General features: G+C 57.8%; 10 protein-coding genes. 4 read left to right on the top strand and 6 right to left on the bottom strand.

Features of this window, described 5'->3' with window-relative positions:
* The first annotated feature begins 824 nt into the window (after nucleotides 1-824).
* The 4 genes from cas8a1 to BGC09_RS04225 all read left to right on the top strand — a co-directional run bounded on the left by cas8a1 (nucleotide 825) and on the right by BGC09_RS04225 (nucleotide 6,785).
* Entirely contained in the window at nucleotides 825-2,381 is a 1,557-nt protein-coding gene (gene cas8a1 / locus BGC09_RS04240) for a type I-B CRISPR-associated protein Cas8b1/Cst1 (protein ID WP_069802429.1), read from the top strand.
* 1 nt (nucleotide 2,382) lies between these two features.
* The gene (gene cas7i, locus BGC09_RS04235; RefSeq protein ID WP_069802427.1) at nucleotides 2,383-3,456 is read left to right on the top strand and encodes a type I-B CRISPR-associated protein Cas7/Cst2/DevR; all 1,074 of its coding nucleotides are present in this window, start codon (nucleotides 2,383-2,385) and stop codon (nucleotides 3,454-3,456) included.
* Nucleotides 3,457-3,601: 145 nt separating this feature from the next.
* Nucleotides 3,602-4,363 carry a type I-B CRISPR-associated protein Cas5b gene (gene cas5b / locus BGC09_RS04230; protein ID WP_069802425.1) on the top strand — a complete coding sequence of 254 codons (762 nt, stop codon included), beginning with the start codon at nucleotides 3,602-3,604 and terminating at the stop codon, nucleotides 4,361-4,363.
* Nucleotides 4,341-6,785, top strand: a complete 2,445-nt coding sequence (locus BGC09_RS04225; RefSeq protein WP_069802423.1) for a CRISPR-associated helicase/endonuclease Cas3 — start codon at nucleotides 4,341-4,343, stop codon at nucleotides 6,783-6,785. The genes cas5b and BGC09_RS04225 overlap by 23 nt, the downstream gene beginning before the upstream one ends.
* Before the next feature lie 523 nt (nucleotides 6,786-7,308).
* Here the strand turns inward: BGC09_RS04225 and BGC09_RS04220 are convergent.
* From BGC09_RS04220 to BGC09_RS04195, 6 genes are all read right to left on the bottom strand, one after another.
* Nucleotides 7,309-8,085, bottom strand: coding sequence for an ABC transporter permease (locus tag BGC09_RS04220; protein WP_069802421.1), 777 nt, complete (start codon nucleotides 8,083-8,085; stop codon nucleotides 7,309-7,311).
* Nucleotides 8,082-9,047, bottom strand: a complete 966-nt coding sequence (locus tag BGC09_RS04215) for an ABC transporter ATP-binding protein (protein WP_069802419.1) — start codon at nucleotides 9,045-9,047, stop codon at nucleotides 8,082-8,084. The genes BGC09_RS04220 and BGC09_RS04215 overlap by 4 nt, the downstream gene beginning before the upstream one ends.
* 1 nt (nucleotide 9,048) lies before the next feature.
* Complete coding sequence (locus tag BGC09_RS04210) at nucleotides 9,049-9,282, bottom strand: PLD nuclease N-terminal domain-containing protein (RefSeq protein ID WP_218103957.1); 234 nt, start codon at nucleotides 9,280-9,282, stop codon at nucleotides 9,049-9,051.
* A 276-nt stretch (nucleotides 9,283-9,558) separates the two neighbouring features.
* On the bottom strand, nucleotides 9,559-10,455 hold the full coding sequence (locus tag BGC09_RS04205) for a hypothetical protein (RefSeq protein ID WP_141727635.1): 897 nt from the start codon (nucleotides 10,453-10,455) through the stop codon (nucleotides 9,559-9,561).
* Nucleotides 10,421-11,332 carry an ABC transporter ATP-binding protein gene (locus BGC09_RS04200; protein WP_069802417.1) on the bottom strand — a complete coding sequence of 304 codons (912 nt, stop codon included), beginning with the start codon at nucleotides 11,330-11,332 and terminating at the stop codon, nucleotides 10,421-10,423. Before BGC09_RS04200 ends, BGC09_RS04205 begins: the two co-directional genes overlap by 35 nt.
* A complete protein-coding gene (locus BGC09_RS04195; RefSeq protein WP_069802415.1) occupies nucleotides 11,329-12,369 on the bottom strand; it encodes a radical SAM/SPASM domain-containing protein in 1,041 nt (346 codons plus the stop codon). Before BGC09_RS04195 ends, BGC09_RS04200 begins: the two co-directional genes overlap by 4 nt.
* Between the last annotated feature and the right edge of the window lie 9 nt (nucleotides 12,370-12,378).

The following is a 12,378-nucleotide window of genomic DNA, read 5'->3' as shown; positions in this document are numbered from 1 at the left end:
GGATTGCTGCGTACTCAGTAGCCTGTGACATCGCCTGTAAGCTGACCCAACCCACTGTTCCTTACCCAGAAGCCGTTTGCTCCAACAGGAGAGGAGCCGGCGGCCTCCCCCTCGCTTCTTCTCGGCAGGAAAGAGCACCAGGTTGTGGGCAGAGTCATTGCCCACAACCAGATGAGAGCAGAATCCGGGTGCCTCTGGCCAAAGATCACAGCGTCGAGGAGACGCCTTGCTGACGCCAGCACCCAGCCCAGGAAAGACCCTACTCTGGGTAGGATTCATAGCAACCACATTGGTCCGCTGGCAGGCACTTACGAGCAATGTGAGAGTCAGCAGGGCAGGAGTGGAAAGGACCAGATCATCTCTGAGCCATGAGTTGCTCACCCCCACGATGCCAGGCCAGCAGAGGAATGCCCTTCCCAGCATGTTGCTCAAGAAGAATTCACTCGCGACGATTGCAGACTCTTTGCCCGTAGGCAGTCTGTCCGAGGACGAGCTCCTTCACTCGATCCTCTAAAAATGGGAGCCTGTTTCGTCTGACTATTGCATACATTACCTGACGGACCACTTCGGCAGAAGAACAAGTAAAAATGAAATATCATCAATTAAAAAATGATTTCGAATCTCTCACATGATTAATGATGTATAGTATAATACATTCATCTCCAAAGAGTATATTTTATGAATATTTATTCATAAATTCAGCAGTTGAGATATTTCAATAGGAGTTCACTTATCATCGTTCCAAGAGCGAGCTGTACCTGGCGTGTTCCTACCCAGCCATTCAGCTGCTGCTGCTGATCACTTCATGGCGAGGTGTTGGTTCGATGGTCAACCTGGATTATACTGGTCATCCACTCTTCGATATTGGTCTGGCAGTGGTAGTCTGCCTGGCCGAAAAGCACGCTCCTGCAGAGCTGATGGAAGATGATTTGTCCCGGGCCGCTAACTTCATCGAGGAACACTATACGCAGCCGCCGCTAACTTCGTTTCTGACGGTGGCCTTTCCCAATTCTGGCTTTACCAATCCGGCGTTCCAAAGCAAGCCGGAGCTCCGCCAGGCCTATGCCCGCCGTGTCGCACGGGGCTTTGGTGAAGGGGTGCCTCACAGTCCCGACCGCTGTGTGTTCACCGGCAAGCCCGCCCTGGGGTATACCCTTTCCGTGTCCGATCACAAAGGTGAACCATCGCGTCAACTGCCCGGGAGAGCCTTTCGCCAGCACATTCCTCTGATCACGGCAGAAGAGGTGATCAACTTCTTCCCCTGGGGAGACTGCGGTCTCCCGGTCTCTGGCGAGGCCTTACTCTGTTTGCAGCTGTTTCCGATGGGCTGCCGCAAGTGTGCTGGGCGACTCCTGGCGATCCATTCAGATCATCCTCAGATTCTGCAGGCCGCCGTGAACCTGGCGCTGGAAGAGAATATCGCTGCACTGAGTCAGGCTCGCCTGCTCCAGAGTAAGAAGCTAGGGGAGGCAGCTTCTTCGGCTCCTACGCTGCTCATCGAGACGATCCTGGAGCTAAGCCGCCGTCAAGAGAGAGCAAACCGGAGAAGAGAGCCGTTTTCTATCACGGCCTATCACCTGACCAACAGTGGTCAGAGTTCACCGCTTGACGAGCGGCAGCCGATGCTGAGCATCTATCGCCTGCCATTGCAGTTGACCCGTTTCCTCCAAGCTGCTCATGATCCCCGCTATCAGAGGGACTGGCAACGGCTCGTCGCTCGCGGGCATCGACTAGCTGGTCAGGCGAGAAAGAAAGGCAGGGGAGGTAATGTGTCACCCGAGCAGCTGAGTGCAGAGCAAACTGATGCCACCACGTACGTGCCCAATCCCTTCTACAGGGATCTCTTACGTCTCCCCCAACAAGCGAACAAGTTCCTCCAGCAATATTTCTTGCCGCCTGGCGACGCTGTTTTCCACGAGCAAGTGGACTCGGCCTCTCCTGGGAGTATTCAGGCAAGTGAGCTGGCGCTCGCACCAGTTGTTCGCTGGCCATTGATCGCTTTGTTTCTGCAAGAGGTGCTTTCGATGGAGCGAGATCGTATCATTGCCATTCAACAATTAGGTGACGCCCTTGCGCGCTATGTCCAGATCTTTGATGATCAGCGCTTTCTGCGCAACTTTTACCAGGAGCAGCAGGGCGAGGCATTCCGCACGATTCTGCTACGGGCAGCCAGGCGTGTAGCCGCCAGGAAAGAGCCGCCATTGATTCCGCTGGAGCTCTTCTGTTCCGTCTTCTTGAGCGACGATGGTGAGAATCTGCGCTTCGATTGGAAGTTTGCCCGTGATCTCCTGTTCTTGCGCATGCTCGAATGGCTTTATGAGCATGATCAAGCTAATCTGGCAAAGCGGACTGAAGACCTGTCTGATGAGGAGGAGGAATAGCATGGCCTTTGTGACCGGTCTCTTCTTGCTGGATGCACCAGCGTCGGCGTTAAATAATCTTGGGAGTATCCCCGGCGAGCGAGTCGACAATACTGCTGGCGTCAAGATGATTCTTACTCCCGACGGCAAGGCCTTCCCCTACGTGTCTGCCCAAGCTTTTCGCTATTGGGTACGCACCACAGCAGAGCGGCGGGTCCCTGGCTGGAAGGCAGCGCCGGTGATTCGTGAAGAGAAGATCGCCTATACTGATAGCAATCCTTTGCGCTGGTGGGATGATGACTTGTTTGGCTATATGCGTGCTCCTACGAAGAGAGGGAGCAGAGAGACACGTGGTGGCGGTGGCACAGCAGAACAGGAGTCAGTCACCAGCACTGTGGAGCCAGTCACACGCAGCTCGCCTTTTCGTGTGAGCACGCTTGTTTCGATCGCTCCCGTCAAGATCACGACAGATTTCGGGGTGATGGCTCGCCATGAGGGAGACCCCGTCCCATTCGAACATCAGCTCTATCGAACGACCCTCCAGGGGCTGTTCTCCCTCGACCTGCACGCCTGCGGTACCTTTTCCTATCGCAATAAAGCTGGCTATCGCCATCTCGACGAGCCCAGGATAAAAGAGGCACAAGAATTGCAGCTCGAACATCTAGAGCAAGAAAAAGCGTATCGTTTACCGCTGCCGGAGCGCATCCAGCGAATCCGGGCCTTGTTTGAAGCCCTGGCGCTGCTCGAAGGGGGCGCCAAACTGGCGATTCATTACACCGATGTGGCGCCTGTCCTCTGCCTGCTGGCGGTGACACGCGGCGGCAATCATCTCTTTGGACACGTGATCGGAGCCAGAGGAGGCGTTCCCCAGATCAAACGGGAGGCACTGCGGGAGACCCTCACGGTCATGCGCGCCGAGATTCTCTCGCCGCTCTACGTCGGTTGGGTGCGTGGCTATCTGGATGAGCAGCGTGAAGAGATAGAACAAGATCTGGCCAGCCTGGATCTTGCGCACGTGATCCGCCATCCGCGCGAGGCATTTCGTGCCTTTGGAGATGACCTGGCTCAGCCCGCAAACTCCTTCTGGTTCGAGTAGAGCTGGCGTCCAGGCGATGGCTCAGTCTCTCTCTGACTTCTCCCATCCACTCCTCGCTCACGATGGAGCGGTGGAGGCCTGGAGATGAGCAGTCATAAGCGGCCTGGGGCCCAGCCTTCTTGCAGGTAATCACGGAGGAATCCCTATGCGTGTGCTCAAGATCCAGGCGGAGGGCATCACCACCTCGTTCCGCCTGCCGCATTTCATGCATGGCATCCAGCCGACGTTTCGTATGCCTCCTCCAGCGACGATCTATGGGCATATCTGCAGCGCACTTGGAGAGTTGATCTCGCCTGAGAGTGTCGCCTTTGCCTACCGCTTTACGAGCGAGGCCACGTTCTTTGACCTGGAACATACCATTTTGTTGACGGAGGCTCGCGGCAAGCTGAAAGGAACTTCCTTCCCACAAGCGATATCGGGAGGGCTGCAGCCATTTAAGCGAGAAATTCTGTTCCGCCCGAGACTGACGCTCTATCTCACGCGCCCGGACTGGCTGGAGGCATTCCGTCGGCCTCGCTATGCGGTGGTGCTGGGGCGGTCCCAGGACCTGTTCACCTATACCTCGGTGGAGCAAATCGAGCTGGTGCAGGCTCAGGAAGCCTACTTTGAGCACACGTTGCTGCCACGCGACATGGTCCGGCTCCTGGGACGCGGACATGTGGAACTACTGCCGCGCTATCTTGATTATGAGCGCAAACGTGCTCCCACCTTCTCCCACTATCTGGTGCTGGAAGGACGCGCCAGTAGCCGAGAGTTCTGGTTTGAGGAGGAGCAACGGCAGCAGCGAACAGGGCAGTCATCCCGCTTCTGGGTTGATCCAACCTCCCCTGTGATCGCGGGAATGCACCTCGGCCTGATGTTTCACACCTTTGGAGAGACGCCGTATGCAGCCTTCCCCTTGGCCTGACTGGCTGAATCAGGGAGATTGCGATCTCTGGGCAAAGAGAAGCCCTCACGAGAGAGAAGGAGGATCACCGCCAGTGGGTGAGAGCCTGGCTGCTCACACCTGGCTGGTCCTGGAGCGCCTGGCCGATCTGGTGCGGCTGCGGCCGCAGCTGGCTGTCTTACTGCACGCTCCCCGCCTCTGGCATTGCCTGTTCTGGGCCTGCTTCCTGCACGATCTGGGGAAGGCTGCTCGTGGGTTTCAGCAGATGTTGCGCCATCCAGATCAGAGCTGGCCCTATCGCCATGAGGTCCTCTCTCTGGCTTTCCTGGATTGGATCGCCCACGCATGCTCCCACGAGGAGCAGCAGTGGCTGGTGGCCACTATCGTTTCCCATCATAAGGAGGCGGAGGAGATCATCACAGCGTACTGTGGGCAGACTGAGGTTCTTGCGGAAATGGTCAACCAACTGGAGCCGCCAGTTGTCGAAGGACTGTGGCGCTGGCTGCGCATCTGCTCCGCTCCCTGGATCAGCCTGCTGGGATTGGAGAGCGCCGGTGTCGAAGCTGTCGCCCTCCCAGAGAAAGAAGAGGCGCTGCAGATGGTCTGTCGTGCTGGTCCAGAGCGTATTCGGACCTGGCTGGATCTCTATCTCGAGAGCCTGGAAGAGTGGCGGCGTCCGCACAGGGCCCATCTGGCACCGTTGCTGGTGCTGTTGCGTGGCTTGTTGACGACGGCCGATCATGCTGCCTCAGCGCACCTGGCACGGATTCCGGCAGGGATACCAGAATCCTGGCAGCACCTTGAAAGACGTCTACGTCCGCTGCTGGTAGCCAGACAGTGGAGTCAGCCAGGGCGAGCTGATCCACAGCCCTATGCCTACCAGCGAGCCTGCGCGGAGCGGGCACGGCAATCGACGCTGCTGATCGCGCCGACTGGAAGTGGCAAAACGGAGGCGGCACTTTACTGGGCCCTGGGGGACGGGGCACAGCCAGTGCCCCGCCTGTTCTATGTGCTCCCCTATCAAGCCAGCATCAATGCCATGTACCAGCGGCTCAGTCACCCGTCCTACTTTGGAGCCGGAACGGTCGGCCTCCAGCACGGGCATGCCTTCCAGGCCCTCTATCAGCAGCTACTGGCCACAGAGATGGGTCCGGCCACAGCGCGCGAAGCAGCCCGTTGGTCTCTCAATTTGAATCGCCTGCATGCCTATCCACTCAAAGTGCTCAGCCCTTATCAGCTGCTCAAAGTGCTCTATCGCATCAAGGGCTTTGAGGGAATGTTGACAGACTATACGCAGGCCCTCTTTATCTTCGATGAAATCCACGCCTACGATGCAGAGCGGCTTGCCCTGATCGTGGCATTGCTGCAGTATCTGCAGCAGCGCTATGGAGCTCGCATGCTGATCATGTCGGCCACGCTTCCTTCCCTGGTACGACAACGACTCATTGAGGCACTGGCGCTGCCTGAGCCAATCGTGGCAGAAGCAGAGCTGTTGCAGCGCTGGAGGCGCCATCAACTCCACCTGCTGGATGGGGACTTGTTGGAAGAGGGCTGGAAGCGGGTTGCTGCTCAGGTCAAGCAGGGGAACATGGTCATGGCCTGCTGTAACACTGTGGGACGCGCCCAGCGGCTCTACCAGCAGCTGCGCCAGGTGCTGGCAGCGGAACAGGTCTTGCTGCTGCACAGCCGCTTCACCGCCCGTGATCGCCAGGTCCGGGAAGCGCAGATTCTGGAGCGCACCGGGGCAGGAGCGGCACGGCAGGCGTTAGCACTCGTTGCCACCCAGGTGGTCGAGGTCAGTCTCAACCTGGATGTCGATACAATCTACACTGATCCCGCCCCGCTGGAGGCCCTGGTCCAACGCTTCGGGCGCGTCAACCGTGCCGGCAGCAAGGGGATCGTTCCCGTGCATGTTTTCCGCTCCCCGCAGGATGGACAGGGGATCTATCTCCCTGGTCTGGTCGCCCGGACATTGAGCAAACTGGAAGAGTATCAGTCTCAGGTGATCGATGAAGTGGCTCTTCAGCACTGGCTGGATGCCATCTATGAGGACCCCGAGCTGGCAGACCCCTGGCAACGCAGTTACGGGGAGCAGTTCGAATTGGCGAGCTGGCTGCTGAAACAGCTGCGACCGTTTCAGGCGCATGCGCACGGAGAAGAAGCGTTTGCTCAGCTCTTTGATGGCATGGAGGTCCTTCCTGGCAGGTTGGAGCAGGACTATCGGGACTTGCTGGAAGCGGGCGAGCTGCTGGAAGCCACCCAGCTGTGTGTACCACTCAGCTATCGAACCTATCAGGCGCTGGTCCAGCGTCATCAGGTCCGGCACCTGCCGCTGAGAGCCCGGGCCCGGTCGGGGTCATCGATCCCGATGGTGGAGGCCCCGTACGATCCGGAGCTAGGTCTGGTGTTGCCACAAGACGCAATTGATCGCTCTGGCTCCTGAGCACTGCAGTCTGATGGGAACGTAAAGCTGAAATCGTTCCCCATCGCTGAGGCCAGCCAGACGCTCCGGCACACGGTCCTACTGGTTCACCGCGCGAGACTCCGACCGAGCCTGATGAGGGAAACACAAGAGCTGACGGTTTCGGCAACGGCGTTGCTCGTCGGCAAGGCGGAACTCGCGCAGGCGAATTCCCCAGGGGGGTGATAGCGGTGGATGAGGGCAATCTCTCTTCCTTCGAGGGCAGAGGCACCTGTTGGAGATCCTGGGCAACCACCAGCTACCAGCTCAAACCCGGTGTTGTCGCACGCCTCCTGCAGGGTCGTATCAGGGGAAAGGGTGCGCAGGCACATGCGATGCCTTCCTCTGTCCTGCTGTGGTCAGTGAAACAGTGAGACCACAGGCTGTCTGCGCTGTTCCTGGCCAAGAGAGGCCGATGGGCCGGAGAGAGGGACTGCACTCGTCTATACCTGCTCACCCCCAGCTGGTCCCCAACAGGCTCTTCCTTGTTTGAGGAAGGTCGCGTTTAGATCTCCTGGGAGTGATACACCAGACATGTGAGCACCACAAGGAGGCCGGCCAGACCCAGACCGACGAGCAGCGGCCAGAGCGTCTCTCCCAACGACGCTGTGCCAGCTACCAACTGGGCCACACGCTCGGGGCGGAAGAGTACCGATGGCAAAACCCTGCTGATCGAGGCGTTGAGATTGGGCACTACCACGAGGACAAGGAAGCCAACGAACGCCATTCCCCCAGCGGCAATGCTGTTGCGCACTAATGCGCTGCACAGGATCGTTAGGGCCAGGGTAAGTGTCAAGAAAGCCAGAAGAGCGATGTTCAGTATCAGAAAGGGGCCGACAGGAAGCGGGCGAAAGAGCTGACCGGTATAATAGTAGGCCCCAACGGCAGCGAGCGTCAAACTGATGATGAGCGTTCCCTCATAGGCCAGGAACTTTGCCAGCACAAAGATAGGGCGCGGAACAGGCTTCGTCAAGATAGTCACTGCCGTTCCTCGACTGCGCTCATCAGCGATGGCCCCCATAGCCAGTAGGATAAGAGCCAGGGCCGGCAGTTGCACCATATTCTTCAAATAAGTGTTGAGCGCGTCAGTGGCAGTCTGCGGTGGCAGAATAATCGTGGCGCCGTTCCCCAGGTTCTTCAGGAGATCAGGGGTCAGCCAGGTGATAATCGGGGCAGAGATCCCAAGCAAGAGAAAAACGATGACAGCGATCACGAAACGGTAGGTACGGCTTTGCTCACGAAATTCCTTCTTGAGCATGGGCCAGAAGGCATAGAGGTTCATGCTCCCTCCCCAGTTCCTGACAGATTGTCTACTTTCCCCACAAGGCGAAGGAACACATCTTCAAGCGTGGGCTGCGTCACCTCATAGCGCAGCAGCGGCAAACCAGCATTGACCAGTAGGGCTGGCAAAGCACGTTTAGCGGTTGCCAGGTCTCTCACCAAGATAGTCGCTCTGCTTCCACTGACAGTGATGTGCTGGACCCAGGGTTCCCGGGCCAGCAGACGTTGGAGATCTTCAGTCGCACATTCCAGCTCAACCGAGATCATCGGCGGAGCGTAGCGCTCCTTCAGTTCAGCGATCGAAGCCTGCACGAGCAGCTCGCCGCGATTGAGGACTGCCACAGCGTCGCAGATGCGATCGACGTCGGCCAGCACGTGCGAGGAGAAGAAGACAGTGGCTTCGCCTTTGAGGCGTTGAAAAAGCTCCAGGATTTCCTTGCGACCAATTGGGTCCAGCGCAGACACAGGTTCATCTAGAAAAAGGACCTCCGGACGATTCACTAACGCCTGAGCGATGCCCAGACGCTGGCGCATCCCATTGGAGTAGCTGCCAATTCTGCGCCTGGCAGCAGCGGTCAGGCCGACCAGCTCAAGCAGCTCGTCACGTCGGCGCCGTCGGTCTCTAGCACTCAACCCAAACAGTTCGCCAGTGAAATCCAGGAATTCCTGGCCACTCATCCACGTGTAGAGAGCAGGCTGCTCACTGAGATAGCCGATGCGAGCTCGCACATCAGCTTTCGCGCTAGTGATTGACGCTCCAGCCACCCAGGCCTGACCACTGGTGGGCCTGATCTGGCGCGTGAGCAGCTTGATGGCAGTGCTCTTACCTGCGCCATTGGGGCCGAGGAGGCCAAAGATGCTGTGAGGATAAACCGTCAAATTTAACCCTTTGAGAGCTTCAACCGATCCATAGGTCTTGCGCAGACCTTCACACCGGATGATCGCCTCGCCAGGAGCGGCCATCTTAGACCTCCTTACGCCCCAGGACAAAGTAGCAGATAGGGCCGAGGGTACTGATGAAAAGGATGATCAGAGCCCAGATGATCTTCTTGCCACGCACGGTGCGCGGATCTCGCCGGATCAGGTCCACTAGCGCGATCGCAATCAGAATGAGGTCCAAAGCCAAGAGAGGCCATAGCAAGCCGACGGGGGCCGTACTTTGCGTATGGGTCATCAGACTTGACAGCGGTAACAGCATTGTTTCTTTCTTCCCCTCTCTCAAATTCACCATAGCTGCAAGTTTTCGCTGTCCGTGGGTCCATATCGCCCTTGCCAGGTAGGACAGCGGAACATCTCACTGCTGAAGAAATCCTGTCACCAGAGAGCATCGCGGTTGTTCCAGCCAGGTGCCTCTCCAGCAGTTCCTCAGAGAAGCACCGGCACCCCGCGCGAGGGCATGGGGGGAACCACGATGCTCTCCCTCGTTGTGGCACGAGCCGGGAGCAGTCGCTTCCTGCCCCATCACCTTTCTCACTCAGGCCTCAAGCACGAACTCTGGTCGAAAACGGACCCGCAGCAGCACGGCGCTGACGAGAGATCCGGCAAGACCTACTCCCAGGGCAATCGCTGCAACTAATCCGGCATTGAGATCCGGGCGAATATTAATCAGGATCAGCAGCGCCAGGGCTGGCAGTGCAGCGAGCAATTGCATCAAGTTGGTCGTGCTGCCAGTACGGATCTGGGTTAACCGCGGAAAAGCCATACCCAGAAAGAGGGCCCCCAGGTTTGCCCAGAGGGCAATAGGCAATGGCACGGCAACGGCAAGGGCAATGTAGCGGGCCTGCAGCGTGAAAGCGATTCGCAGTAGGGCCAGAACAGTCGCCGCTGCGCCGAGCGTTCCTAGGGCAAGAATCGCCCATTGGCAGATGGTCAGGACAAAGGAAGCCAGAAGGAAGGCCACAAAGACTTCTTGCACGCGATAGGCGGAACTCAGCAGCAGCTCTAGCCCGCCACGAGCGGCCTCAGTTCCAACGAGGTTTTGAGCCAGGGTCGCACCCATGAAGGCCGCGAACAGGGCAATGAGATAGGGCCCCTGAATGAGGAGCAAAGCCATAGCCAAGCCCGCATTGCCATGCACCGTCGCTCCAAAGTAGGCCTGGGCCTGCGCCTGAATAGCGAAACGTGAAAGCGGTGTTAGCAGCCCGGGGAAATACAGAGTGACCAGGCAAAGCAGGAGGAAAAAAAGAGCAAATGCGAGAGGAATCACCAGCAAGCGCACGCCCTGCTCGCGCCGCCCACGCCATAATAACGCCCCGGTAAGCTGCAGCACCCGATCCAGGCCACTGGATGCCTCCAGAAGATCGGCATCCTCGTCAGAGAAAACCTCGTGCTCTAACTCAGACACGTTGACCTCCGCTCTCCAGGTCTTCATAGACTGCCTCAAGAGGACTGCCCAGCTCCCGTACCTCAAGGACAGGAAGTCCCGCCTGCACCAGCGCTGCCACGATGCGACTGCGCTCCGCCCGGTCCGAAAGATCTACAATCCACTGCTCCCTGTCTGGTACCGCTTCATACCCCAGGTCGCTCAGGATGGTTCGCGGATCTCCCTCGACTGTCAGACAGACTCGCTGCGCACGAGCATGACGCTGGTGCAACGCTTCTACGGAGCCACGATCTACTACCCGACCAGCCGCAATCAAGGTCACATCATCAGCCAGCTCAGCTGCCTCATAGAGATTATGTGTTGAATAAATGATCGTTTTGTCTGCCCGAGCCAACCCCTTGAGTAGCTCGCGCAAGGAACGTGCTGCCAATGGATCGAGACCCGTCGTCGGCTCGTCCAGAAAGAGCACCTGTGGAGCGCCGAGCAGAGCACGAGCAATAGCTACCCGCTGCGCCTGGCCTCTACTCAAGGAAGCTGCTGGCTTGGATAGGAGATCACTCAGTTCCAAATCAGCGACCACCTGGTCGATCCGTGACCGCCGCTGGGCGGAAGGAAGCCGGAGCACTTGCCCCCAGAATTCCAGGTTATCTCGCACGCTGAGCGCTGCCGAGAGGGAAGGGCGATGCGGGAGGTAGCCGATCAGACGCTTGACTTCACTGTCTCGATGCGGTTCATACCCCAGGACAGAAACTATGCCTGCGCGGGGTGGGAGAATACCCACCCCGACACGGAACAGTGTTGTCTTGCCCGCTCCATTGCTTCCCAGGATCACATGAAAACCTGAATCGAAGGCCAGATTGATCTCGTGGAGGACGAGTGACTGTCCATAGCCAGCCGTGACGGATTCTAATGCAATGGTGCTCATGACTCCAGCCTTCTCATTTGGGCAAGAATCTCTTCTTTCCGCTTGAGGACAATCGTCGAAACGCGCTTCAGGCTATCGCCAAGCACAACATCCTGCAGGAGTACCTCATCACGGTGGGCTTTCAAGTACTCCAGCATTGCCTGCCGATGGTCAGCAAGCAGCGCCTGGCAGGCATGACAGATGCTGGTATAGGTCCCCTCTACGCCGAGCTTATCAAGAATGCGCTTCGGACCTAACATATGAAGCCACCAGTAGACGAGATTCTGCTGACTTCGCGTAAGAATATCAATCAGGCGCTCTTCGTTCAGATTGCCCAAGGTTAAATCCTGAGCGTAGAACATCGCATGCCCACAGCAAGCCTTGACCATACCATTCGGGTGCAGGGAGACAGTCTTGAGCACTTCTGGACAGCCCATGTTGAGCTTGTCTCCCGCATCCAGGCCGTTCACATCCAACTGTTCCCCTGAGCCAGTAGGGGTTGGATAGTCCTCCAGAATTGTCACCCGTTTTTCGATCTCGGCGATCTCCATCCCTAGCCCTTCGCTGAGGGCCCGTCGCACAGCTGCCGCATCCCAGGTAGCGTTCTTGTCCACGATCACCCCCAGGCCAATCCGAAGCCCCTCTTCCAGACCAGCTCGCACCAGATTGACAATGCATTCTATCGATGCAAAAGGAGCATGAAAATCGTCATAGCTGGTATTGAGCTCGTCTAGACCGGCGCTTTTGAGGTCCCGAACCATCGCGCGGGCACGCTCTGGCGTCGTCGCCCATCCACCATTGCTGACCACACGCGTCACATAGCCACCTGCTTTGGCGAGAGAGATCCCCTCGAGCAAGAGCTGCTTGCGCAACGTCGCCTCACCGCCAGTAAAAACAACCACCTTGGCCGTTGGCACTTCCCGAAGCTCGGTCATAATCTTGAGGAGAAGCTCTCGTGGCATGGGCATGACTGTGCGAGGGCTGCTTCCTACGCTGCAGTGGCCACACCAGAAATTACACTTGTAGTCTAGAAATATCGAAAAAAGACTTGGAAGCATGCTTCCCTC

The organism is Thermogemmatispora onikobensis (assembly GCF_001748285.1).
Classification (GTDB): Bacteria; Chloroflexota; Ktedonobacteria; order Ktedonobacterales; family Ktedonobacteraceae; genus Thermogemmatispora; species Thermogemmatispora onikobensis.
The sequence above is the reverse complement of the archived record's forward strand: the minus strand, read 5'-3'. Positions and strand labels throughout refer to the sequence as shown.